The organism is Chryseobacterium ureilyticum (genome assembly GCF_900156735.1).
Classification (GTDB): domain Bacteria; phylum Bacteroidota; class Bacteroidia; order Flavobacteriales; family Weeksellaceae; genus Chryseobacterium; species Chryseobacterium ureilyticum.
Genome location: NZ_FTOL01000002.1, coordinates 577465 through 601762, shown reverse-complemented (window position 1 = coordinate 601762; position 24298 = coordinate 577465). Strand labels below are relative to the sequence as shown.

The 24298-nt window shown below is 34.2% G+C and carries 22 protein-coding genes; 12 read left to right on the top strand and 10 right to left on the bottom strand.

What is annotated here, in order from left to right:
• Window positions 1–21 precede the first annotated feature (21 nt).
• The 4 genes from coaE to ruvB are packed head-to-tail and all read right to left on the bottom strand — an operon-like array spanning window position 22 to window position 3222.
• A complete protein-coding gene (gene coaE, locus BW983_RS08995; RefSeq protein WP_076551633.1) occupies window positions 22–648 on the bottom strand; it encodes a dephospho-CoA kinase in 627 nt (208 codons plus the stop codon).
• Window positions 649–657: 9 nt separating this feature from the next.
• Entirely contained in the window at window positions 658–1524 is an 867-nt protein-coding gene (locus tag BW983_RS08990) for an MBL fold metallo-hydrolase (RefSeq protein ID WP_076551632.1), read from the bottom strand.
• 13 nt (window positions 1525–1537) lie between these two features.
• Complete coding sequence (locus BW983_RS08985; protein ID WP_076551631.1) at window positions 1538–2149, bottom strand: FMN-binding negative transcriptional regulator; 612 nt, start codon at window positions 2147–2149, stop codon at window positions 1538–1540.
• A gap of 50 nt (window positions 2150–2199) precedes the next feature.
• On the bottom strand, window positions 2200–3222 hold the full coding sequence (gene ruvB, locus BW983_RS08980) for a Holliday junction branch migration DNA helicase RuvB (protein ID WP_076551630.1): 1023 nt from the start codon (window positions 3220–3222) through the stop codon (window positions 2200–2202).
• Window positions 3223–3497: 275 nt separating this feature from the next.
• Between ruvB and hutI the strand changes: the two genes are divergently transcribed.
• The 4 genes from hutI (at window position 3498) to BW983_RS08955 (ending at window position 9749) form a co-directional block, all read left to right on the top strand.
• Window positions 3498–4724 (top strand): imidazolonepropionase, encoded by a 1227-nt coding sequence (hutI, locus tag BW983_RS08975; protein WP_076551629.1) that lies wholly within the window; start codon window positions 3498–3500, stop codon window positions 4722–4724.
• Window positions 4725–5254: 530 nt separating this feature from the next.
• A complete protein-coding gene (locus BW983_RS08965) occupies window positions 5255–7270 on the top strand; it encodes a BCCT family transporter (RefSeq protein WP_084184394.1) in 2016 nt (671 codons plus the stop codon).
• A gap of 125 nt (window positions 7271–7395) precedes the next feature.
• Window positions 7396–8319, top strand: coding sequence for a formimidoylglutamase (hutG, locus tag BW983_RS08960; RefSeq protein ID WP_076551627.1), 924 nt, complete (start codon window positions 7396–7398; stop codon window positions 8317–8319).
• A gap of 137 nt (window positions 8320–8456) precedes the next feature.
• On the top strand, window positions 8457–9749 hold the full coding sequence (locus tag BW983_RS08955; RefSeq protein WP_076551626.1) for an aldehyde dehydrogenase family protein: 1293 nt from the start codon (window positions 8457–8459) through the stop codon (window positions 9747–9749).
• 85 nt (window positions 9750–9834) lie between these two features.
• Here the strand turns inward: BW983_RS08955 and pyk are convergent, their stop codons facing one another.
• Genes pyk through BW983_RS08930 form a run of 5 tightly spaced genes read right to left on the bottom strand, consistent with a single transcriptional unit; the run spans window position 9835 to window position 14016 of the window.
• Complete coding sequence (gene pyk / locus BW983_RS08950; RefSeq protein WP_076551625.1) at window positions 9835–11280, bottom strand: pyruvate kinase; 1446 nt, start codon at window positions 11278–11280, stop codon at window positions 9835–9837.
• Window positions 11273–11746 (bottom strand): IPExxxVDY family protein, encoded by a 474-nt coding sequence (locus BW983_RS08945; RefSeq protein ID WP_076551624.1) that lies wholly within the window; start codon window positions 11744–11746, stop codon window positions 11273–11275. Before BW983_RS08945 ends, pyk begins: the two co-directional genes overlap by 8 nt.
• Entirely contained in the window at window positions 11724–12488 is a 765-nt protein-coding gene (gene rnc / locus BW983_RS08940) for a ribonuclease III (RefSeq protein WP_076551623.1), read from the bottom strand. Before rnc ends, BW983_RS08945 begins: the two co-directional genes overlap by 23 nt.
• A 9-nt stretch (window positions 12489–12497) precedes the next feature.
• The gene (fabF, locus tag BW983_RS08935) at window positions 12498–13742 is read right to left on the bottom strand and encodes a beta-ketoacyl-ACP synthase II (RefSeq protein WP_076551622.1); all 1245 of its coding nucleotides are present in this window, start codon (window positions 13740–13742) and stop codon (window positions 12498–12500) included.
• A gap of 34 nt (window positions 13743–13776) precedes the next feature.
• The gene (locus BW983_RS08930; RefSeq protein WP_002976354.1) at window positions 13777–14016 is read right to left on the bottom strand and encodes an acyl carrier protein; all 240 of its coding nucleotides are present in this window, start codon (window positions 14014–14016) and stop codon (window positions 13777–13779) included.
• Between the two features lie 385 nt (window positions 14017–14401).
• Here BW983_RS08930 and catB point away from each other — a divergent pair, with 385 nt between their 5' ends.
• The 4 genes from catB (at window position 14402) to BW983_RS08910 (ending at window position 18674) form a co-directional block, all read left to right on the top strand.
• The gene (gene catB / locus BW983_RS08925; RefSeq protein ID WP_076551621.1) at window positions 14402–15031 is read left to right on the top strand and encodes a type B chloramphenicol O-acetyltransferase; all 630 of its coding nucleotides are present in this window, start codon (window positions 14402–14404) and stop codon (window positions 15029–15031) included.
• A 265-nt stretch (window positions 15032–15296) separates the two neighbouring features.
• Entirely contained in the window at window positions 15297–16490 is a 1194-nt protein-coding gene (gene fabV, locus BW983_RS08920) for an enoyl-ACP reductase FabV (protein ID WP_076551620.1), read from the top strand.
• A 297-nt stretch (window positions 16491–16787) separates the two neighbouring features.
• Window positions 16788–18083 carry a phage integrase SAM-like domain-containing protein gene (locus tag BW983_RS08915; protein ID WP_076551619.1) on the top strand — a complete coding sequence of 432 codons (1296 nt, stop codon included), beginning with the start codon at window positions 16788–16790 and terminating at the stop codon, window positions 18081–18083.
• Between the two features lie 114 nt (window positions 18084–18197).
• The gene (locus BW983_RS08910) at window positions 18198–18674 is read left to right on the top strand and encodes a hypothetical protein (protein ID WP_076551618.1); all 477 of its coding nucleotides are present in this window, start codon (window positions 18198–18200) and stop codon (window positions 18672–18674) included.
• 56 nt (window positions 18675–18730) lie between these two features.
• On the opposite strand, the gene BW983_RS08905 is transcribed toward BW983_RS08910, so the two are convergent.
• A complete protein-coding gene (locus BW983_RS08905) occupies window positions 18731–19591 on the bottom strand; it encodes a hypothetical protein (RefSeq protein ID WP_076551617.1) in 861 nt (286 codons plus the stop codon).
• A 494-nt stretch (window positions 19592–20085) separates the two neighbouring features.
• Here BW983_RS08905 and BW983_RS08895 point away from each other — a divergent pair, with 494 nt between their 5' ends.
• From BW983_RS08895 to BW983_RS08880, 4 genes are read left to right on the top strand one after another with little or no spacing between them, the layout of a single operon-like run.
• Window positions 20086–22296: a type VI secretion system Vgr family protein gene (locus tag BW983_RS08895; protein WP_139329248.1), complete on the top strand. Its 2211-nt coding sequence runs from the start codon at window positions 20086–20088 to the stop codon at window positions 22294–22296.
• A 10-nt stretch (window positions 22297–22306) separates the two neighbouring features.
• Window positions 22307–23311: a polysaccharide deacetylase family protein gene (locus tag BW983_RS08890; RefSeq protein ID WP_076551615.1), complete on the top strand. Its 1005-nt coding sequence runs from the start codon at window positions 22307–22309 to the stop codon at window positions 23309–23311.
• 1 nt (window position 23312) lies between these two features.
• Window positions 23313–23834 (top strand): WD40/YVTN/BNR-like repeat-containing protein, encoded by a 522-nt coding sequence (locus BW983_RS08885; protein WP_076551614.1) that lies wholly within the window; start codon window positions 23313–23315, stop codon window positions 23832–23834.
• Between the two features lie 3 nt (window positions 23835–23837).
• Window positions 23838–24167: a DUF4280 domain-containing protein gene (locus BW983_RS08880; RefSeq protein WP_076551613.1), complete on the top strand. Its 330-nt coding sequence runs from the start codon at window positions 23838–23840 to the stop codon at window positions 24165–24167.
• Window positions 24168–24298: the final 131 nt, after the last annotated feature.

Below are 24298 nucleotides of genomic sequence, written 5' to 3'. Positions count from 1 at the left end.
TAGAAGAAATCTAAGAATATATTATTCAATAGCAAAGATGACCTTTTCCGTCTGCTCTTTTAAATCTTCCAGATTTGTATTATTATAAATGATACAGTCTGCCATTTTGATTTTATCCTTTTCAGGCATTTGTTTTTCCATGACAGCTTCTACCTCACGATAGGTTTTATTATCTCTGTCCATCACTCTTTTGGTTCTGATATTATCTTCAGCCGTTACCAAAAGAGACTTATAGCATTGCCTGTTCAGCTTTAGTTCAAATAATAATGCTGTTTCTTTAAATACTAAATACTTAGTCTGTTGTTTTACCCAGTTTTCAAAATCAATGCGAACTGCCGGATGGATGATCTCATTTAATTGCTGAAGAAGGTCTTTGTTATTAAAAACCTTACCGGCAACAAACTTTCTGTCATATACTCCGTTTTCATCATAAGATTCTTCCCCAAGAAGTTCTTTGATCTTAATTTTCAGCTCCTCATTATCATTCACGATATCTTTTGCTCTATCGTCCGAATAATAAACCGGAAAACCGAATTCTTCAATAAATTTAGCTACTGTAGTTTTCCCCGAACCTATTCCTCCTGTTAATCCAATAACCTTGGGTGCGGGCGGCTCTGCCTGTTGTGCTTCTGAATGTAATTCTTCCATAATTAAAAATTAATAACCGAAAACATCATTAAAACTGAACGTTTCATCAAGTCTTACCCCTTTTTCGGTCATTTTAAGACTTGCCAGCTCGTGATGAGCATCATGTTCAAAGAATAATAAATATTCGTTATCTATACACTGTTTTAGGAATTTTCCTTTTTCTTCCAGTGTTAAAAGAGGTCTTGTGTCATATCCCATCACATATACCTGATTAATATGTCCTGCGGTAGGAATAAGGTCTGCTGCAAAAACAACTGTTTTTTCCTGATATTGAATCACAGGAAGCATTTGCTTTTCTGTATGTCCGTCTACAAAGATCACATCCATTTTCAGATCTGGTGCGAAACCGTAGTTTCCAGTAGTAGGAAGCGGCAAAAAGTTGAGCTGTCCACTTTCCTGTATAGGCATAATATTTTCCTTCAGGAAGCTCGCTTTTTCTCTCGTGTTAGGTTCCGTTGCCCATTGCCAGTGATTTTCATTGGTCCAGAACTGTGCATTTTTGAAAGCAGGTCTGTAACCGGTTTTGTCGTCATTCCATTCAATAGCGCCACCGCAGTGATCAAAATGAAGGTGAGTAAGGAATACATCTGTTATATCTTCCTTTACAAAACCATATTTTTTTAAATTTTTATCAAGAGTATCATCTCCCCAAAGAGAGTAGTGTCCAAAGAATTTGTCATCCTGTTTATTTCCAAGACCGCAGTCTACAAGGATCAGTTTTTTTCCGTCCTCAATAAGAAGAGAGCGGGTTCCCAATTCGATCAGGTTTTTTTCGTCTGCCGGGTTGGTTTTTTCCCACAGACTTTTTGGGACGACTCCAAACATGGCACCGCCGTCTAATTTAAATTTTCCACATTGTATTGGATATAGCTTCATATGTATATTTTGATTATTTCTTTATTAGTTTCATTTTTTCAGCAATTCTCCTGGCATCATCATCCGATTGTTCAAGCTGTGAAATGATATTGTTAAAATCATTTTCCTTTCTGTTTTGAGACAGCTTTTGCTTGATAAATATTTCTGTAGGAATCACCTTAATTCCAAAGGCACCTTTCATTTCCTTTTCTACAAATTCCTTTCCCATATCTTTTACCATTATGGGGCACTGCTGAAACTGTTCGTATTTTGATGTTAATTTCTCCAGATGACTGTAAAGTTCATCCTGATCCATTAATTCTACTTTTCCGTAGATCTGTACAGCTTCATAATTCCAGGTAGAAACATTGATATGGTCATACCAGCTGCTGGAAATATAAGTATGAGCGCCTAAAAAATCAAAAAGAACTTCATCTCCGTTTTTCAGTATTTTCGCCTGAGGATTTGCCCGGGAAATATGAGTTTCAATATAAGCATTTTCCGGATCACTTTCATTCAGCATCATCATGGAATGAGTTGCCCGAATCTTATCAACAGAAGAAATCAGTAAAGCAAAAGAATTCTCCCTGATAATTTCCCTCATCAGATTCAAATCTTCACTTCTAAATAATTTAGGAACAAACATCAATTAATAACTTATATATTAAAGCTTTAAATCCAAATTTGAACTTTACATTAAAAAAGTTCTCCAGGATTTCTAGGTCTTGAAATATTTAAATGCTGATAAGCTTTATCGGTAACCTCTCTACCTCTCGGAGTCCTGATAATAAAACCTTCCTGTATCAAAAACGGTTCATATACTTCCTCCAAAGTCTCCGGATTTTCTCCGATAGAGGTTGCCAAAGCAGAAATTCCCACAGGTTTTCCCTTGAAATTTTCAATCATGACACGCATGATCTTATTATCCATTTCATCCAATCCAAATTCATCTACATTCAGAGAATCTAAAGCATATTTAGTAATATTGATCTCAATTTCACCATTCCCTTTAATTTCTGCAAAATCACGTACTCTCCTAAGTAAAGCGTTGGCGATCCTTGGCGTTCCACGGCTTCTTCTTGCAATCTCAATTGCTGCATCTTCATAAATTGCCACTCCCAGAACCCTTGCACTTCTTTGAATAATTGTGGATAAAAGCTCAATAGAATAATATTCCAGTCGGCTTTGGATACCAAATCTGGCAAGCATTGGCTTTGTAAGCATTCCGCTCCTTGTTGTAGCTCCTACCAATGTAAAAGGATTCAACCCTATCTGTACACTTCTTGCATTAGGACCAGTTTCCAGCATGATATCAATCTTATAATCCTCCATGGCAGAATACAGATATTCTTCCACAACCGGAGAAAGACGGTGAATCTCGTCAATGAAAAGAACATCATTTTCTTCAAGATTGGTAAGTAATCCTGCTAAACTTCCAGGTTTATCCAATACAGGACCCGAAGTAATTTTACAGTTTACCCCAAGCTCATTGGCTATAATATTGGATAAAGTAGTTTTTCCCAAACCTGGAGGACCATGTAAAAGGACATGATCAAGTGCACCGCCACGCCTTTTGGCAGCAGTTACAAAAACCTCAAGATTTTCCAGCGTCTTTCTTTGTCCCGCAAAATCCTTAAAGCTTTGGGGACGAATTTGTTCTTCCTGCATCAACTCCTCCCGTGAGTAGTTTTCCTTATCTGGATGTAAAAAATCTGGCATTAATTCATTTCATTTACCTCAAAGATAGCAAATTTAGACTAAGATTGAAATGAAGATTAAGAAAAGGTTAAATTGAAGCAATGATTCATCGTAGGGCTGAGGTTTACACGAACATAGAGTCTAATATTGATTGAGATTAAGAGATGAATTGATATATTTTAAGTATTTTTGAGAGGAAAATTAATACTTGAATTATTTTATTTTGAATTTATAATTGCCTTACCAGGTTTCCATAAATGATAATATAATTTATTTTATAACATTAACCTTAGATAATGAAATTAATAGGACCATTTAAGCAAGTTGTAACCCTTGCCAATTTACCATTAAGAGGAAAACTTTCCGATGAGCAATTGGAAATCATTGTTGATGGAGGACTTATCGTAGAAAATGATACCATTCAGAGAGTTGGTAATTTTGAAGCCTTAAAAAGCGAAAACCCTGGAATACAAATCGAGCACACTGAAGGAGAACAAGTTGTTCTGCCTGCTTTTGTAGATTCACATACTCATATTTGTTTTGGTGGAAACCGCGCCAATGATTTTGCAATGCGTAATGCAGGGAAGACCTATCTTGAGATTGCTGAAAGTGGTGGAGGAATCTGGAGTTCCGTACAACATACAAGAAATGCTTCTGAAGAAGAATTATTGAAAACATTATTGGAAAGAATTAAATTCCTTGTTGATCTTGGAATTACAACCATTGAAGTAAAAAGTGGCTATGGACTTGACGTAGAAAATGAGTTGAAAATGCTTCGAATTATTAAAAAAGCACAGGAATCAACGAAAGCAACTTTAGTTCCTACCTGCCTTTCTGCTCATTTAAAGCCAAGAGATTTTGAAGGAAGCAATCCTGAATATCTGAATTATATTCTTACGGAAATCCTTCCTAAAGTAAAAGAAGAGAATCTAGCTAAACGTGTAGATATCTTTATTGAAAAATCAGCGTTCCAACCGGAAGAAAGTAAAGATTTTTTACTTAAAACTAAAGATTTAGGTTTTGAGATAACCGTTCATGCTGACCAGTTTACGCCGGGAAGCTCAAGAATTGCGGTAGAAGTAGGAGCAAAATCAGCAGACCATTTGGAAGCTACTATTGATGAAGATATAGATTTTCTTGCACAATCGGATACGGTAGCAACCGCACTTCCGGGAGCAAGTTTAGGACTGGGAGAAAAATTTACACCAGCTAGAAAACTATTAGATGCCGGAGCTATTGTTGCCATTGCGAGTGACTGGAATCCTGGGTCAGCACCGATGGGGAACTTAATTACTCAAGCTTCAATTCTTGCAACATTCCAGAAACTGACGACGGCTGAGGTTTTAGCAGGAATGACTTTCCGTGCAGCATATGCACTTAATCTGGAAGACAGGGGAGTATTGGAAACTGGGAAAAAAGCAGACTTTGTAACTTTTAAGACTAATAATTTCCAGAATGTATTGTATAATCAAGGAAGCCTTAAAGCTGAACATGTTTATATTGATGGAAACCTTGTTGATTAAATAAAAACAATTTTAATTCATGAATTTTCTAAGAATTAAAATACCCTTAATTTTATGTGCCGCAAATTCTAGAATAAAAGTAAAGTTCTAAAATATATGAATGTGGAAGAGTTTCTTTTCCACATTTTTTGTGGATAAAATTATACATCTTTATTCCTTAAAATCATGAGTCCAGAAGCTAAAAAACGTTGCTTATTAAAAGCATCATATTCAATGTTTTCAATCCTCTGTGTAATCTGTGAGATCTGTAGGAAACTTCCTTTTTTTTGAAGTAAAATATATTCAATACATAAACTTGAATTGAAGGAAGGCAAAATCATAAAGTTCCTGATATTTTTCATTTTCTCTATAAGTTTTCTTATCTTGCGCTGCAATTAGCGTTGATTTTTAGATAAATAACGTATTTTTCATAGTTCTTAAGTGCGCCGGAGATTCCGGAAAACCTGGATATTTTCTTATTTCTCAGTACTTTTTTTACAGCTATATCCCATACCAGGAAGACTTGTCAATACTATAAACGAAAATAAAAAATGATGAATTTTCAAAATGTTAGATCTACTTTTAACAAAGGGGTCACGATTCCGAGTTTAATATTTATTATAGGTACCTGTTTTCTCTCAGCAGTTTATCCAAAACCGACTGAAAACATCTTGAACGAGATAAAACAATTCATATTTGTCAACTTGAATTGGGTATATGTATGGTCTGTAACGCTATTTGTTATTTTCCTTGTCTATCTGCTTTTCAGTAAATATGCAAACATTAAGCTTGGTGCCAATGACAGTAAACCTGAATACTCTTTCTTTTCCTGGATTTCCATGTTGTTTGCAGCAGGAATGGGAATTGGATTGATCTATTTCAGTGTTGCAGAACCAATGCAGCATTATTCCTCTGAAGTTTTTGCAGATAATCATTATGTAAGCAGGGCAAAACAGGCTCAGCTTTATACCTTTTTTCACTGGGGAATTCACGCGTGGGCAATTTATGGTGTAGTAGGACTTTCTTTATCTTACTTCGCTTATCGTTATAGATTACCACTTTCATTAAGAAGCTGCTTTTATCCTTTGCTCAAGAATAAAATCAATGGAAAGTGGGGAAATGCAATTGATGTTTTTGCATTATGCTGTACTTTTTTTGGAATTACAACCACTTTGGGATTTGGAGTGGTACAGATCAGTTCAGGATTGAATATACTTCATATTACTCCGGAGAATAGTTTTATGTATCAGATTATCATTGTGGTTACTCTTGTCTCGCTTTCTGTGATATCGGCAATTTCCGGAGTCGGAAAAGGAGTGAAGATCTTGAGTAATATTAATGTGATCAGTGTGATCGGACTTTTACTTTTTGTATTAATATTAGGACCTACGGTTTATCTGATCGGAAGCTTTACAGATGGTTTAGGAAATTATATTAATAATTTTTTCAATCTTACTTTCAATACCCATGTTTATGAAAAAAATGCTTTGCCATGGTTTTATGACTGGACAATTTTATATTGGGCATGGTGGATTTCATGGTCTCCTTACGTAGGATTGTTTATCGCAAGAATCTCCAAAGGAAGAACAATCAGAGAATTTATTCTAGCGGTTTTAATATTACCAACATTATTCAATTTTATCTGGATGTCTGTATTTGGAAACAGTGCAATCTGGTTTGATTTGAATATTGCGAACGGACAATTGAGCCAGTTTGCCTCAGATCCTGATGCATTAATGTTCCGTTTTCTGGATTATCTTCCTTTATCACAATTTACAGGATTCTTTGTCATTTTAATCATCCTTATCTTTTTTGTTACTTCAGCAGACTCTGGGATATTTGTAATGAATAGTATTGCGACTAAAAATGCCAGCAAATCTCCCAAATGGCAAATTGTATTCTGGGGTGTTTTACTAGCTGTTCTTTCACTTTTATTATTAAATGTAGGAGGCTTGAAAGCGCTTCAAAGTATGACCTTAATTACAGCATTACCGTTTTCCATTGTAGTGATTTTATTCATTGTAAGTCTGATGAAAGGATTAGCTATTGACCAAAAATATTATGACCGAAACTTCTCCGTGTCTACCGTTCCATGGTCCGGTGAATTCTGGAAAGAACGCTTAAAAAATATCGTTTCCTTTAAAGATAATACTTCCGTAGACCGTTTTATTAATGTGAAAGCAAAAGAAGCTTTTACTGATCTGCAACAGGAATTTGCTGCTAATGGGATAGAAGCCAAAATAAACCATCATGAAAACCCTACCCGAGTAGAAATTGAAATTCATCAGGGTGTGGTTAATAATTTTGTATACGGAGTTGAGAATAAAATAAAAACAGTTTCAGAATACATCATCAATGAAGAGAACCTTCCGGATCTTGAAGATAATAAAACCCATTACCCAAGATCTTATTTTGGAGATGGGAGAGAAGGCTATGATGTGCAGTATTTTACCAAAAATGAATTGATTTCTGATGTCTTGAAACATTACGAACGATTTTTGGAAATTATTTCAGAAGAGCGAAATGAAATGTTTATTAGCAGTAATGCCAACGAGAATAAAGTCTAAAACACCTACTATTATTCTTACAATGAATTCTTTATATAATATGCACAAGGAGTTTTTATATCTAAACAATATTAATTAGCTTTACTGAATAGAATGATGTGACTAAAATTGAATTTTAAAGGAATATGTTTCAAAATATTTGGCAGGGTAGATTGGACGGAGAAGAACTTCTCTTCCACAGACTATTTCAGAGAGTAAAAGAAGAACAGAATTACGACAATATTTCCACGAATGATTTCGCACTGCATGGTTTTGCCGTGGATGAAGGAGTCAGGAGAAATAGAGGGCGCCAGGGAGCAAAAGACGCTCCAGATGTGATTAGGAAAAATATGTCCAATTTTCCGGTTATTCTTCCTAATTTCTCAATGCTGGATTTTGGAAATATTACGTGTGAAGACGGTAATCTGGAAAATGCTCAGAATAACCTTGCCAAGAATGTCTCAAAAGTTCTTTTAAAAGGAGGGAAATCTCTTGTTTTAGGTGGTGGTCATGAAGTAACCTATGCCCATTATTTAGGTATTAAAACTGCCTATCCAGAGCAAAAAATCGGGATTATTAATATTGATGCTCATTTTGATAACAGGCAACCGGAAAAAGGAGTAGGACCAAGCTCAGGAACAGGATTCTGGCAGATCGCGCAGGAAGGACCTATCAATTCTCTCCATATCGGTATTCAGAGAAATTCTAATACCCTCAAGCTCTTTGATACAGCACATCAATATGGAATGAAATATGTTCTTTCCGACGAATTATTCTTTGAAAACCTTCCTTCCGTTTATCAGCGCATTGATGACCTGTTAGAAAATGTAGATTTCGCCTATCTTACTATTTGTATGGACGTTTTTAATGCATCTATCGCTCCGGGGGTTTCAGCTTCGGCATATAATGGTATCTTTGCAGACGCAACCTTTATGCATTTTTACAGACATATCCTTAAAAACAAAAAACTGGTTGCACTGGATGTAGCAGAAGTGAATCCGCCGTTCGATATTCAAGACAGAACGGCTAGGCTTGCTGCTTGTCTGGTGAATGAATGGCTAATGATTTAAGATAAAGTTATATTCTTCCGATAGAGAAAATCATTCTTTTATTTACCCTTAAGGAATAGAATTTGCTGCCCTTATCGTGCTTTTAGATTAAAAGCGCTCATAAATTCATTAGCTGAATTTAAAACAGAAATTATATTATGGAACAATTAATTGAAAACAAGCTTATTAAAGCAGATAAAGCGTTTTCGGTGTGGAGAAAAGTGCCGTTTGAGGAAAGGCAGAAGTTAATTGCAAAAGCAGCAGAAATACTAAAAAATAATTCAGAGAAATTTGGCAGGATTATTACCACTGAAATGAATAAACCCATTTCTGAATCTATTGCTGAGGTTGAAAAGTGTGCATTGATGATGAATTATTACGCCGATGCCGAGAATATTTTAAAACCCGAAAAAGTAGAATCTGAATTTGCCTATTCTGAAGTACATTATGTTCCGAAAGGTGTAATTTTAGGAGTAATGCCATGGAATTTTCCTTTCTGGCAGGTACTAAGATTCGCTATCCCTGCAATTTTAGCTGGAAATACAGTTGTTTTAAAACATGCCTCAATTTGTTTCGGAAGTGGAAATGCCATTGAAGAAGTTCTTTTGGAAGCAGGTTTCCCTGAAGGAATTTTCCAAAACCTTGAAGTAGGACATAAAGCTGTAAAAGAAATCCTTGAGCACGATGCTGTAAAAGGAGTAAGTCTTACAGGAAGTGGAAAAGCAGGAGGAGAAGTAGCTTCAATTGCTGGATTAAATATTAAAAAATCTTTACTGGAGCTAGGTGGAAGTGATGCATTTATCATTTTTGAGGATGGAGATTTTGAAGCAGCAGCAAAAGCCGGAGCTAAATCAAGACTTCAAAACTGTGGTCAAACCTGTACAGCAGCAAAAAGATTTATTATCGATGAAAAAGTAGAAGATCAGTTTTTACCTGTTTTCATTGAAGAATATAAAAAATACGAAATCGGAGATCCTTTCAATAAAGAAACAAAGTTAGCTGGGATGGCAAGACCTGATCTTGCAGACGAGTTGGAAGCTCAATTCAACAGAGCATTGGAAAATGGTGCAGAAATCATTCTTCCTTTAGAAAGAGTTTCAGAAAATGAATTTAAACCTGGTTTAATCAGAGTTAAAGAAGGAAATCCAATTTTAAAAGAAGAACTTTTTGGTCCTCTTGGAATGGTGATGATTGCTAAAGATGCGGAAGAAGCATTACAGATTGCTAACGATATTCCTTTTGGGCTTTCTAATTCAGTTTGGACACAAAACAAAGACCGTCAGTTATTCTTTATCGAGAACCTTGAATCAGGAACGGTAAATATCAACAGAATGACAAGTTCTGACCCACGTTTTCCATTTGGTGGCTCCAAGGCTTCAGGATATGGAACAGAGCTTTCTTTACATGCTTTAAAAGAGTTTGTAACAGCAAAGACGATCGTAGGTAATTAAGAACCGTATCATATTATAAACAAAAACTCCCGAAATCAATTTTCGGGAGTTTTTTTATGTTTTAACAAGTAGCTTTGTTTATTGCTTATACTGTCGTTAATCTCAACGTATTTGTTTTACCACCTTCATATGATGGAGTAGCATTGATGTTGATAACGAAGTCTCCTGTTTCGATATAACCATAGTTATGCGTTAACATATTTACTTGAATGATTGTTTCGTCAGTAGACTTTTTCATATCATAATAGTAAGCGTGAACACCCCAAAGAAGGTTCAGCATAGTAATTACTCTTTTGTTTCCACTGTATACAATAATCTGAGAGTTCGGTCTGTGAGCTGCAAGCTGGAAAGCTGTATATCCAGAGTGAGTCAACGTTACGATAGCAGAAACGTTTGTTGTTTTTGCAATTCTTACTGCTGCAAGACATACCCTGTTTGTAATGAATCTCTCATCGATACAGTTATAGTCTTTTTCAATCGGTTCATTCTTGTGTTGGTAGAAGTGAGTGGTTTCAATGTTTTTCACAATTTTAGCCATGTTTTCTACCACTTGTACAGGATATCTACCTACAGAAGTTTCTCCTGAAAGCATTACTGCATCAGCACCATCCAATACAGAGTTGGCAACATCATTTACTTCCGCTCTTGTTGGTGTTAAGCTGTTGATCATCGTTTCCATCATCTGAGTAGCGATAATTACAGGCTTAGAGTAGAATCTTGCTTTCTCTACCAGGTTTTTCTGGATAGCAGGAACTTCTTCCATTGGAACTTCTACACCAAGGTCACCACGGGCAACCATCAGTCCGTCACATTCCAATAAGATTTCTTCAATATTTTTAACACCTTCAGGCTTTTCAATCTTCGCAATAATTGGAGTTTTGAATTTACCGTTTGGATGTTTTGCGATTAATTCTTTCAGGTCAATGATATCCTGTGCATGACGTACAAACGAAAGAGCGATCCAGTCTACCTCCATGTCCATCATGAAATTAGCATCCTGAATATCCTTTTCTGTCAATGCAGGAAGAGATACCTGTGTATTAGGAAGGTTTACTCCTTTCTTAGAGCTTAGAGGTCCCCCTTGAATTGTTTTAGCCTTTACAGTATCTACTTCGTTTGTTTCAGTAACTTCCAATACAAGCTTACCATCATCGATAAGGATTCTTTCACCTACCTTTACATCCTGTGGAAATTGTTGGTAGGTCATGTATACCTTTGTAGAATCTCCCTCCATCTTTTCATTAGTGAAGGTAAGAATGTCTCCAGGGTTCAGGTAAGATCCTTCTTTTACGACACCTACTCTTAGTTTAGGTCCCTGAAGGTCCCCTAAAATACCCACTGAATAACCATACTCGCTGTTTAGCTCTCTAATTATTTCAATATTTTTTCGAACTAAGTCGTAATCTGCATGTGAAAAATTTATTCTGAAAATATCAACACCCGCTTTCATTAAATCTAACATCACCTCCTTCGATGAAGAAGCAGGACCTAGTGTTGCGATAATTTTTGTCTTCTTTAAATACTTATTCATAATACTGGATAATTTGATAAAGTTCCTCTTCAGAACTCAGTGTGTAATCTTGAATTGGAAACACAAGATTTTCAGGGAGCAAAATTACGGAAAAATCAGGAAACTGTTCCGAACTATGTAGAATATATTCTACATCTACCTGATTATTTAATAAAAATTTAATGTTTTCTTCTTCTGTAAAGAGCTCGGTTTGAACTTTTTTTTGTTTACTTTCAGAAGATTTATTTGAAATAAAGGTGAAACAAGTCTTAGAATACTTGTGATAGGCTTCAAATCTTGGAAAAAAATAATCATAATAATCTCCATGAAAGACAAGATCTTTCTTTCTTGAAAAGTTGAGATTATTGGTTTGATTTATTTTGTAGAAAAACTCATGAGCAGGTATATTTTTTGCTAATCTTACCAATCCTATGGCAATATCTTCAAATTCTATATCATCAAGATCATAAAGTTTTTGAATTTCCAAGTATATTTTCTTTTTTATTTAAAATATAAAAAGCTCTTTGTGCTGCCTTTTCCTCAGCCTTTTTCTTGGAAGTTTCCGTTGCGTTGGCAATCTTTTCATCTCCCAGCCATACATGACACCTGAAGACCACAGCTTTATTAGCCTGTATTTCTTCGCAGGTTTCGTACTTTATATTCACCTTCTTTTTCTGGCTCCATTCAAGCAGAAGCCCTTTGTAGCTTACAATTTTGTTCTCAAGCTTGTTAATCTCGGAAGGGGTCAAAAGTTTTTCCAAAATGATCCTTTTGCAAGCATCATAATGAAAGTCCAGATATACGGCACCAATTAAGGCTTCGAATAAGTTTCCGGAGATATTCTCCCCTAAAGCTGAAGAATTATTCTGCTTTTGCAGAAGGTTCGTAAGCTTAAGGTCTTCTCCTAGTTTATTAAGATTTTTCCTATTAACAATCTTAGATTTCATCTGTGTCAGATATCCTTCATTGGCTTGAGGATAAGTCTGGAACAAATGACAAGAAATAATTGTACCCAAAACAGAATCTCCCAAAAATTCAAGCCTTTCATAATTGCTGTCTTGATTTTTAGAAGAATTTTTTAAAGAAAAAGCCTCGCGGTAAAGAGCAATATTTTGTACCTCGGTACCTAAAACTTTTTTAAGCTCAGTACTGAGAAAATAATCTCTCTCCGTTAGTTGTCTTTTTCTTTTTTTGAGAAGGAATTTAGAAAAGTATTTCTGTAACTCCATTCATTGAATTTAGATTTTCTTAAATAGAACGCAAGCGTTGTGCCCGCCAAATCCAAAAGTATTGCTCATGGCTACTTTTACATCTTTCTTAACGGCAGTGTTAAACGTAAAGTTTAGTCTGCTGTCAATCTTTTCATCATCAGTAAAATGGTTGATGGTAGGAGGAACAATACCATGAATAATAGTTCCTAACGCAGCGATAGCTTCAATAACACCGGCAGCTCCTAAAAGATGACCTGTCATTGATTTTGTAGAATTGATCTGAATGTCAAAAGCATGCTCTCCCAATAATTTTGAAATTGCGTTGGATTCTGCGATGTCTCCTAATGGAGTAGAAGTACCATGCATGTTGATATGATCTACTTCATCAGCAGTTAAACCTGCATCTTCCAAACAGTTTTTCATTACCAGATAAGCGCCAAGACCTTCAGGATGTGGAGCAGTCATATGATATGCATCTGCGCTCATACCGCCTCCTAATAATTCTGCATAAATTGTAGCACCACGTTTTACAGCGTGCTCATATTCTTCAAGAATGATACATCCAGCACCTTCACCTAGTACAAACCCATCTCTGTCTTTGTCAAAAGGTCTTGAAGCTGTTGTTGGATCATCGTTTCTTGTAGAAAGTGCCATCATTGCATTAAATCCACCGACACCACTTGCAGTAACGGCTGCTTCAGAGCCTCCGCACACAATCACGTCTGCTTTCCCTAATTGGATAAGCATCTTGGAATCAATTAAAGCATTAGCTGAAGAAGCACAAGCAGATACAGTTGTATAATTTGGTCCGTGGAAACCATATTCAATTGAGATTTGACCTGGTGTCATATCTGCAATCATTTTAGGAATAAAGAACGGGTTGAATCTAGGAATTTCCGTATTAGCCCATCCTAAAACTTCCGTTTCAAATGTTTCCAGACCTCCGATTCCGGAACCCCAAATTACACCAACTCTGTTTTTATCTACATTATCTTCAATAATACCAGAATGTGCTACTGCTTCTTTAGCAGCAACAAGTCCCAATTGAGTATTTCGGTCCATCTTTTTAGCTTCTTTCTTATCGAAATGCTGTAGTGGATCGAAATTTTTCACTTCGCAAGCGAACTTCGTTTTAAAGTTTGTGGCATCAAAAAGAGTAATCGGAGCGGCTCCGCTCTCACCTTTCACAAGATTTTCCCAGTATTCTTTTGCATTATTTCCGATTGGCGTTATTGCTCCAAAACCTGTTACAACTACTCTTTTTAATTCCATAAACTTTGTTTAATTTCTTTTTTGTTGAAGAATATTATTTATTTACTACTTCTTCGATGTAAGCGATAGCGTGTCCTACAGTAGTAATTTTTTCAGCTTGATCATCAGGGATTTGAATGTTAAATTCTTTTTCAAATTCCATGATTAGTTCAACTGTATCTAGTGAATCTGCTCCTAAATCGTTAGTGAAGCTAGCTTCAGGAGTTACTTCTGTTTCTTCAACGTCAAGCTTATCAGCGATGATAGCTTTTACTCTTGATGCAATGTCTGACATAGTAAATTATTTTTTTAATTGTTAGATGGTGCAAATATATAAAATTCTTTACGATAAAACATTTTTTTAGTCTTTTTTGTGGTGCAGTAAATATCATTTTGGATTAATAAGCTTTAGTGTTTTAGTTTTCAGTTGTTTATATTTTATTGTATTATAGAGGATTAAAATATTTTTTCTGATTAGTGTACTTATTTTGTAGATAAAATCATTAAATAAGGTTAGTTTTTGTCATGTAGAGCATTAAATCGAGAGAAAGATTCTGCATTTTTGTCTATATTTGTTTGTTATGAAATTAACACGTTAGCTTTTTTGAATTAACAAATTCAAGTGTATTTAAAGGAATAGTTTTCTACTATTTCTATATGTTATATTTAAAAGCTAAAAAATGCAAAATTTCTTCGAAAGTCCTTTTAAAGGCAAGATTATCCAAGACCATATTCAAAATCCTAATATTATCGCCGGTAAGTACTCCTATTATTCCGGATATTATCACGGGCATTCTTTTGATAAATGTGCCCGGTATTTAATCCCGGATAGAGATGATGTAGATAAATTGATTATTGGTTCTTATTGTTCTATTGGAACCGGTGTCAGTTTTATCATGTGTGGAAATCAGGGACATCGTTATGACTGGATTTCAAGTTTTCCTTTCTTTTATATGTCAGAAGTGGAGTGTTTTAAAGATAGTAAAGATGCTTTCATGTTGGCTGGAGATACTATTGTTGGTAATGATGTCTGGATAGGTGCAGAAGCTATGATTATGCCTGGTATTAAAATAGGTGATGGAGCAGTGATTGGAAGCCGCGCGTTGGTTACCAGAGATGTAGAACCTTATACCATTTTGGGAGGAAACCCTGCAAAACCAATTAAGAAAAGGTTTAATGAATATCATATTCAGCTGCTTCTCGAAATGAAATGGTGGGAATGGGATGAAAGTATTCTGAAAGATGTAATACCAATTCTTTGTTCTGTGGATATTGAAAAGCTGTATGAATTTTATAAAAATATGAAATGAAATATAAAGGCTCTGTTGCAGAGTCTTTTTGTTTTTATAATAATTTTAAATACTTTATCCTTCACTCTTGAATATTATTAGGATATTTAATGAATGATTCTTTTAAGAATACAATCTAAAATTTTTCTTATCTTGTCGGTTTAATATATAATGAAGTATTTTCGGAATGGCTGATGAAATTGTAACGCGCATAAACTTGGATTTAAGCCAGTGTCTTCACAGTGTCATCTTTCTGAAATTATAGATAGGTAATAAATTAAATTTTATGATTATTAAACCAAGAGTAAGGGGTTTTATTTGCCTTACAGCTCATCCTGAGGGATGTGAGAAAAATGTTACCAATCAGATTGATTTTACAAAATCAAAAGGTGAAATTGCTGATGGACCTAAAAATGTTCTGGTTATAGGAGCGTCAACAGGTTTTGGATTAGCGTCCAGAATTGTGAGTGCCTTTGGGTCAGATTCTTCTACGATAGGGGTATTCTTTGAAAAACCTCCAATGGAAGGAAAGCCTGCTACACCAGGTTGGTATAATACTGTTGCTTTTGAGAAAGAGGCTCATGCAAAGGGATTATATGCAAAAAGCATCAACGGAGATGCGTTTTCAAATGAAATAAAGCAAAAAACGATAGATCTTATTAAATCTGATTTGAAGAAAATCGATTTGGTAATATATAGTCTTGCTTCTCCAAGAAAAGTACATCCTGATACGCAGCAAGTTTATAATTCAGTTATCAAGCCAATAGGAAAAACTTTTGAAAATAAAACGGTAGATTTTCATTCAGGAACGGTTTCTAATGTTGTAATAGAACCATGTACTGAAGAAGAAGTAAACAATACGATAGAAGTAATGGGGGGTGATGATTGGGAAAGATGGATTGATGTCCTTAAAAAGGAAGATGTATTATCTCCTGAATGCTTAACTGTTGCTTATTCGTATGTAGGACCTGAAGTTACTACTCCTATATATAGAAACGGAAGTATTGGTAGAGCAAAGGATCATTTGGAACAATCGGCATTTAAAATTTCCGAAAAACTTAAAGATATTGATGGGAAAGCTTACGTGTCAGTTAATAAAGCTTTAGTTACTCAGGCGAGTTCTGCGATTCCGGTAATTCCTCTTTATATTTCCCTTTTATATAAGGCAATGAAGGAGGAGGGGGTTCATGAAGGCTGTATCGAACAGATCTATAGATTGTTTGAAACTAAACTATTTTCAGGAGAAATTCCAACGGATGAAAAAGGTAGAATCAGAATTGATGATTGGGAAATGAGACCTGATATACAGGAAAAAGTATCGCAATTATGGGATAAGGTAACCACTGAAAATATTGGAGAAATAGCAGATCTGGAAGGATACAGAAATGATTTCTTTAAATTGTTTGGCTTTGGATATGATAGTATAGATTATGATGTAGAAGTCAATGAACTACAAGAAATCCCAGGATTGGTAGAATAAAATATTTTGATATAATAATTTTTAATTCCAGTTATTAACATAAATTTTTATGAAATAGCTGGAATTATTATATAGTCTTATTAATTTCCCTTATTGTGTAATAAGCCTAAAATAAAAAAAAGAGAAAGTGTATAATACAAATTCTCTTTTATAGTGGAGTTGGAGGGATTCGAACCCTCGTCCAAACAAGCAATACATAAGCTTTCTACATGCCCGAAGATAAAATAGACCCATTGTTTTATGCTTATCTTTTAGAGTTCGGATACAATTTTGGGAACAATTTTGAATCGAAAATTTATGGCATCAGTTAGTTTTTTTAACAGGGGTAAAGTTGAAAACAAGTACAGTACAATTTGGGTACGGTTAAGGGATAAGAAGGTAGATGTAAAAGTACCCATCTCACACTTAAAGTGTAAACCAAAAGATTGGAAAAATGGTAAATGTGTGATAAGTTCACGAAATACAGATAATGATTTAGGTGAAGTGAATATAGAACTTATTAGACTTGAAACAAAAATAATTTCAGATTATAGAAGTTTTAAACCTGAAATAGATGTAAAAGGTTGGCTTGAAGCTACTGTCTGTCCCCAAAGGGTCGTTCCAGAAAAAGATGAACCACAATCTGACAATGTACTTTTATTTATTGATGATTACATTAGCTTGAAGAAAGATATTGTAAGTGAATCAACTATTAAGAAAGCAAATGTTGTTAAGCAATTGATAAAACGCTATTGTGATGATGTAAGGGCAAGAAAGAAGACTTTTAAGCATTTGAAGTTTTCTGATTTAGATAATTCTTTTAGAATTGATTTTGAGAAGTATTGTTTGCGAGAGAGCTATAAAACATCCACTACTTATCGAAATCTTAAATTTCTGAAAATGATTTGTAAGGTTGCTGATTCCCTTGATGTAGAAGTTCATAAACATACTTTTTTGTGGACGTTTGATATTGAAAAAGCTTCTAGGAATGTCCCTAAATCTATTTACTTGACTTTTGATGAATTAGATAGAATTGAACGAACAATAATGCCTAATGAGCACCTGGACAATGCGAGGGACTGGCTTCTTATAGCTTGCTATACAGGACAGAGAGTTAGTGATTATTTAAGGTTTAATTCCAGTATGATTATACATGATGATGAGAATCAATCATACATTGAGTTTAATCAAATTAAAACGGGAACTAAAATGCAAATTCCAGTACTGCAAAAAGTTGAAAACATTCTACTGAAAAGAGAAGGAGAATTTCCACGTAAAATATCTGATGTAAATCTTAATCTATATATTAAAGATGTCTGTGAGCTAGCTGATATAAATGAGGTTCTATATAACGGAAAAGTTATGACAATTGAGAGGGACGGTTTACCTAGAATAACAAGGAAGGTATTTGGGGACTATCCAAAATATCAACTTGTAACCTCTCATATTGGACGTAAAAGTTTTGCTACAAATTTCTATGAGAAAATCCCAATAACGTACTTGTTAAACTTTACTGGACATAAGACGGAAAGGCAATTGTTAGCTTATATCAGCAAAACAGATGTTGAGAAAGCAAAGTCAACGGCAAAGATTTTTAAAAGTCTTGGTTTCTAAATATCTTGTTATAGAGTATCTGCCAATATTAATTTTTGCTTTATTAAAACTTTTTGCTTTCTGGGTATCGTTGAGTGTACAGAATAAAATGTATATTTAAATAAAACTTTAACAATGAATAATATCTTAATTGAAAACGGACTATCACAGGAGATTCTATCATCTGATGAATTTGAAAAGAAAATAAGTATTGCAAAACTTAACCTTGAGGATTACAATGCAAGATTGAATACATCTTATGACTTAACTTATAAAGATGTAGGTGAGGGAAAATGGAAATTTACTCTTGATGATTCTGATAATCATCGTGATGAGATAGCTGGAGATGTTAATTTTTTTATTCTTTGGAATACTGAGAAGGTTGATAAGGTATACTTTGAAATCTTTTATCAAAATATTAAAAATTATGAATATAATGAGTTGTCTTTTTATAATAGTCCTCATGTAAAAAAAGATGAAGGTTATCATAACAAGGTTACCTTATTTAAGAGAAAATACACTAATTATAGTCCGTTAGGATTCCTTACAGATGACGAAATCGAGTTGGTGAAATCTGAAATATCAAGAAGGTTTTTAATAAATCTAACATAAATAAAATCTCCTGTTACATGACAGGAGATTATGATTTAAACAACTTAGGTTTGGAGTTAATTAAGCTCTTCTAAATTGAATTGTTCTATATATCTAATAATTGTTTTGGGAGAAATTAAAATGCTATGTGCATTTTCCATAGTATCACTAATTAAGTTTGCTAATCCAGTTTTACTAGAAATTGCCCCATCGTTTTTAAATTCATTGTAAAGCAATTTTACCAATTCCTTTATCTGTTTGGGACTTTCGTATATTTCTCTTTTAGCATCAGCTACATTTGCATTCGAAATATTCCTTATTTCTCTTTGCATTTCATTCAGTTTTTCTAGAATATATTGATTTTCAGATACGGTTTTAGTATCTAATTCCTTGACAACAAACTTTCCGAAATCTTGTAAGTACATTGAATGATTAGCATCTTTTGATTTTTCAAATGTAGCAAGTAGTTTTAAAGATAAATCTTTTTTAAATTGTTCAATCGATGAAAACCGTAGGTCTTTTCGATAATTAATATGTTCTACTGGACTGGTGTCAAAAGAATAGCCTGTTTCATCATCCTTTATAATTACTGCTGCCTTATCAAATGCAAACCGTAATCCTAACTCAAACATTACATTTGGATTTTTTGAGCTTACATCACATATTACGATATCATCATCAAAAACATTTTGCACAATGGTTTTCTGGATAACACGTACATCTTCGCTTTCACTGACAAGTCTTGTTCTGAATCCTGCTTCTTCAGCGACAGATGTTATAATTTTTTTTACTTCCTTCCAGTGTCCTGTAGGGTAGCCGTCTGTATCAGCTATTGGCATAATTAAACCACAAACTGGACGTATGTCTTCTTTCTGACTGTTTGCTTTTTCTTGAGCATTGTTATCATTTTCTAATTCTTCATTTTTCTTTGATGTCATGGCTAAATGTTTAATAACAAATATAAGTAAAATACTTATAAGGTTTTATAGGTTAAAAGTAAGTTGAATGACATCGAATGTAGAAAGATTTGGAGATTTTTATGCTCTAAAGAATGATTGGTTATCAAAAGAACCTGGCATCAACATTTTGACCGAAAACAAAACTAGGGAAAGCTATCAATGGTTTGTTAGAAATTATAACAACTATCAAAATAAGCTACTGGTTAGTGTGTTACATTTTTATTTGAAACTATAAATCATTCAGAACTATTAGTAGCTCACAAATTGAATTCTAAAATCAAAGAAAGTGTATACCTATTATTTTTCTCGCTTTTTGATAAAATAAAAGTTGACTTCTTGTCATTTTTGATATTATTATTAAGTAGAGCTCAATCGTAGTTTTACTACACTTTTTAAAGTTTTCCAAAATTTGTTTATGTGGTATTATACATTTATCTATATTTGGTGATATAAACACAAATACCACAGTATTAATGAGAAAGAATATTTCCAATTCTGAAAAGATTTCAGAGAACCATATAGCAGGCATTAACCGTGTGGTTAAGCTTGACATTGTGGTTGAGGGGAAATCTATCAGTCATTTTAAACACTTTCGTTTACAGCAAAGTGCTAGAAAACACCACTATTTTGAACTGACTTTAGCTCATGATTCATTAGGTGAAGTGCAGAACCATAATCTTGAAGAAGCCCAACAATTTTTAGGAAAACGAATTACAGTAACATTTAAATATAAAGATACTGAAAACGAAAGTCCTGAAAGAACATTTGTTGGTGTCATTACAAAGATTGCATTTAGTCAGGAGCAAATGAGCCTTGGTAATATTGTGCTTAAAGGATATAGTCCAACTATTTTGATGGATTCAGCCCCCCACACTCAGAGTTTTGGAGGGAGTCAATCTGTAAATACTTCCATCATAGCTGACAGAATAATCAAGGAAGCATTAGGAACGAGTAAATTTGATTTCAGAATAGACACTCAGAACAAAGGCTACATTAACTACAGTTCTCAATATTGTGAAACTCATTATAACTACCTTGCAAGACTTGCAGAAGCTTATGGAGAACAGTTTTATTATGATGGATATATTCTACATTTTGGAAAACTCCCTCCATCTGAAAAGCCTATACAGCTTATCTATGGAAGCAACGTTATAGATGTACAGGTAGAATTAAAAGCAGTACACACTAAACCTGAATACTTTGGTTATAATAGCAGTAGTCATGCTAAAATGAATGGTTCTAACAATGAGATTAAGCATTTAGGAGACCTATCATCCAAAGCCTATGAGTTGAATGATAATATTTTCAAAACAAGGTCACTTACTCCCACTCCTATCAATGCCAATATGTTTCTTGATGTAGATGATTCCCAAAAGAGTGCAAGAGGAAGTAAAGCAGTAGAAGTTTTTACGGTTTCAGGAAAAACAACAGTTCCTTTTCTGTTTATAGGGTGCGTAGCAGATATAGACATGAGAAAACAGGATAGTAACGATACTTCACACTTTACAACTTTGATGATAACAGAGGTGACCCACGAAGTTGATGCAAGAGGTTATTATACAGGAAGCTTTGAAGCTATAGCTGAAGGAACAGGATTCATGCCGAAACCAGCTTTTGTAACACCCAAAGCAGAACCACAAGTGGCAACTGTAATTTCTAATGTAGACCCTTTGAATCAGGGCAGAATACAAGTGCAGTTTGATTGGCAGCTGAATGATAACACCCATTTTATCCGAATGATGAGCCCAGATGCAGGGGGAACAGATGCCATAACCCAGAATAGAGGCTTTGTGGCCGTTCCAGAAATAGGAGACCAAGTAATGGTCAATTTTGAATACCATAACCCAGATTTTCCCTTTGCAATGGGTGGAATGTTCCACGGTGGTGTAGGCTTGGGAGGTGGAATGGATAACCGTGTAAAATCCCTACAGACCAGAAGTGGGCACAGATTAGTATTTACAGAGGATGAAAGCATTTTACTGACCGATAAAAGTGGTAATGAATTGAGATTTGATACAAAGGGAAGTAACATTAACATTACTGCTCCCGAAACCATAACCATAAAATCAAAGAACCTTAAGTTTGATATTGAAGAGAATATTGAAACCAAAGCAGGAAAGAATATGGATACCAATGTTGGTGAAAATATTAAGATTATTGCCAAGCAGGAGATAAGCCAAGACAGTGGAAAGAAAACTATTATCAATGCTGGAACTAATACTGAAATATCAGCAAAAGCACACCTAGACCTTTATGGTAAAGAAAAATTCATAGGTTATACCGATGGACAGACTGAGTTCGGAGCAAAAGACAGAATGCATGTTTATGGAGCAAACTCATTATTGACTGCTAAAGACAAGATTGAGTATAAAGCCCCTCAGATGAATAAACTTCCTCAAAATGGGGAGTTTGATTATACTAAAGAGAAACAAATTGTAAGTGCTCAATGGATGGATGCAGAAATGAATAAAGAAATTTCAATGGCATCTTATGATGAGGAAATAAGTTTATTTGTTTATACCAGAAACTATGAAGAGGGAGAATCGGTTACACTAACTGTATACGAAGTAGATGATAAAGACATCAATAATGGAGAAAAGGAAATAACTCTTACGGGTAATGTTAAAAAGGATGGCTTTGCAGAATTAAAGAGAAGTGTAAAAGTAGAAAAACAACAAGCTTAATTCTAAAGTAATGGGAGATACTAAAATTTTGGCTATACGTGAATTGAAAGACACTAAGCCTGTTAAGATTGTCCAGAGAGAAATCTATTTAACCTTTGATGATGGAATACAGGCAGGAACAGAAGAGGTCTTACAATTACTAAAGGAAAAAGGAATCAAAGGAACATTTTTCTTAACAGGGGTACATTTGTGGTATGCCTTCTCATATTATCCAGAAAAAGCAAAAAAGATTTTGCAGGATATATATGAGAATCATATAATTGCAAACCATTCATATTCACATGCAAATGACCACTATTCAAGCTTTTATAGAAGTGGAGGAGTACTTGTTGATAACAAGAATACAAGAATGAGCGTAGTTACTGATTTTGAGAAATGTAAAAACCAGATTAATTATTATTTGGGGCAAATTTATAATAAAGACTTTTCAAAGCTTAAGTTTCCCTTGGCTAAAAACCAAAAAAAACCTTTAGCAAGATTTCCAGGAACAAACACTTGGTATGTTAATGATAAGCTAAAAGACATAAAAAGTACTGATAGAGGAAATAGATGGGAGCTTTCACAAAAAGATACAAAGGAAGAAGCAGATGAATTGTATAAAGAGGGATATAAAATTTTTGGTTGGGATGCAGAATGGAAAATGAAATTTGAATTTCATAATATTGCTATGGAGAGGGAAAAAGGAAAGAAATTAGACTATGGCAAATGGGAAGAGACACATCCTTATTTTGATATGTATTCGAAGGAGTATGTTTCAAAAGACAGGGTAACGGATTCTTGGGGAGCTGTCAGAGATGAATTGTTGGATATGGTTTACTATGGTGGGGGCTGGGATGAGGTAGGAAAAACAGAAGGAAAGGTTGTATTATTAATGCATGAAAGGGCGTTTAGGAAAGGTAAATTAATTAATGGTAAAGTCGATTTAGCAAATACTGATGAATTGAATAAACTAGGAAGTCTAATAGATTATTTTCAGAAAAGAAAAGCAGAGTTTAAAACCTTGGAAGATTACTAATATGAAAAAGTTACTAATAAGTTTTATTGTTATAGTTGGATTACTAATTACAGGATTGTACGCGTATAAGTATATATCTACAAAAAAAATTAGTGAAGAGGCTAATAATTCAAGTATAAAAATTTTCAAGTATAAAAATTTAATCTTCAAGTATGGTAATAAAGGAGATTATCCTCTTTTGCAAGTTTCAAAGGATAATAAAGACTGGACAACAATAAATTTAAGGGGTTTTATATTAGATGCTATTCCATCGGGTTCTAGATTTGATGATATTAATTCAAATGGTAATACTATTTGGTTCTATCATTTAAAATCATGTATTGAATGTGATTGTTCTAATCTTGTATATAGCATATACTACAGTCATGATAATGGAGATACTTGGAATGCAATTTCTCCTAAAGAAACATGTACCTCAGTAAATTTTTATAATGATAAAGATGGAATTATGATTTATGGAGAAGGGAAGGCTTTATATACTGTTGATGGAGGAAAGACATGGCAAGATAAAAAGACAAAATAAACTATGCCTAACTATCTAATTGATACAACCCAGCTAAAATGTGATAAAGGAACTTCACCAACTCCGCTCACAGTAACAAGTCAGTCTTTTATGAAGATTGAAGGAAAGCTACAAGCTACGGAAGAGGATAAACAATCTAATACTAACATTAAACCGTTTGGAATGTGTAGTGTTTTAAAGTCTTCGTGTATGCCTTCACCTATTAAGTGGGATAATACTTCTGATTTTGAAATTGAAGGCAAAAAAGAGCTATTAGATAGCTCTACATGCCAGTGCTCTGTTGGTGGTAAAATATCGGTTGTAAAGTCTGCTCAAAGCTTTGTTGAAGAATGATATATTTAACTGGTTTTTAGAACTAAATTTCAATCTGTCTTTTGTTTTGATTAACTTGATGATAATCAGATTATTATTATATGTAACGCAAGGTTTATGTGATTACAAGACAAATGGATAATAAAGCTTCC

Excerpts from the sequence above, each read along its gene's own strand:
- BW983_RS08990 (WP_076551632.1), bottom strand. The coding sequence starts at position 1,524 with ATGAAGCTATATCCAATACAATGTGGAAAATTTAAATTAGACGGCGGT.
- fabF (WP_076551622.1), bottom strand. The coding sequence starts at position 13,742 with ATGGAATTAAAAAGAGTAGTTGTAACAGGTTTTGGAGCAATAACGCCA.
- BW983_RS08930 (WP_002976354.1), bottom strand. The coding sequence starts at position 14,016 with ATGTCAGACATTGCATCAAGAGTAAAAGCTATCATCGCTGATAAGCTT.
- catB (WP_076551621.1), top strand. The coding sequence starts at position 14,402 with ATGCAAAATTTCTTCGAAAGTCCTTTTAAAGGCAAGATTATCCAAGAC.
- BW983_RS08905 (WP_076551617.1), bottom strand. The coding sequence starts at position 19,591 with ATGACATCAAAGAAAAATGAAGAATTAGAAAATGATAACAATGCTCAA.
- BW983_RS08890 (WP_076551615.1), top strand. The coding sequence starts at position 22,307 with ATGGGAGATACTAAAATTTTGGCTATACGTGAATTGAAAGACACTAAG.
- BW983_RS08910 (WP_076551618.1), top strand. The coding sequence starts at position 18,198 with ATGAATAATATCTTAATTGAAAACGGACTATCACAGGAGATTCTATCA.
- BW983_RS08880 (WP_076551613.1), top strand. The coding sequence starts at position 23,838 with ATGCCTAACTATCTAATTGATACAACCCAGCTAAAATGTGATAAAGGA.
- BW983_RS08955 (WP_076551626.1), top strand. The coding sequence starts at position 8,457 with ATGGAACAATTAATTGAAAACAAGCTTATTAAAGCAGATAAAGCGTTT.
- hutG (WP_076551627.1), top strand. The coding sequence starts at position 7,396 with ATGTTTCAAAATATTTGGCAGGGTAGATTGGACGGAGAAGAACTTCTC.
- BW983_RS08915 (WP_076551619.1), top strand. The coding sequence starts at position 16,788 with ATGGCATCAGTTAGTTTTTTTAACAGGGGTAAAGTTGAAAACAAGTAC.
- BW983_RS08885 (WP_076551614.1), top strand. The coding sequence starts at position 23,313 with ATGAAAAAGTTACTAATAAGTTTTATTGTTATAGTTGGATTACTAATT.
- BW983_RS08965 (WP_084184394.1), top strand. The coding sequence starts at position 5,255 with ATGATGAATTTTCAAAATGTTAGATCTACTTTTAACAAAGGGGTCACG.
- rnc (WP_076551623.1), bottom strand. The coding sequence starts at position 12,488 with ATGGAGTTACAGAAATACTTTTCTAAATTCCTTCTCAAAAAAAGAAAA.
- fabV (WP_076551620.1), top strand. The coding sequence starts at position 15,297 with ATGATTATTAAACCAAGAGTAAGGGGTTTTATTTGCCTTACAGCTCAT.
- hutI (WP_076551629.1), top strand. The coding sequence starts at position 3,498 with ATGAAATTAATAGGACCATTTAAGCAAGTTGTAACCCTTGCCAATTTA.
- coaE (WP_076551633.1), bottom strand. The coding sequence starts at position 648 with ATGGAAGAATTACATTCAGAAGCACAACAGGCAGAGCCGCCCGCACCC.
- BW983_RS08985 (WP_076551631.1), bottom strand. The coding sequence starts at position 2,149 with ATGTTTGTTCCTAAATTATTTAGAAGTGAAGATTTGAATCTGATGAGG.
- ruvB (WP_076551630.1), bottom strand. The coding sequence starts at position 3,222 with ATGCCAGATTTTTTACATCCAGATAAGGAAAACTACTCACGGGAGGAG.
- BW983_RS08895 (WP_139329248.1), top strand. The coding sequence starts at position 20,086 with ATGAGAAAGAATATTTCCAATTCTGAAAAGATTTCAGAGAACCATATA.
- pyk (WP_076551625.1), bottom strand. The coding sequence starts at position 11,280 with ATGAATAAGTATTTAAAGAAGACAAAAATTATCGCAACACTAGGTCCT.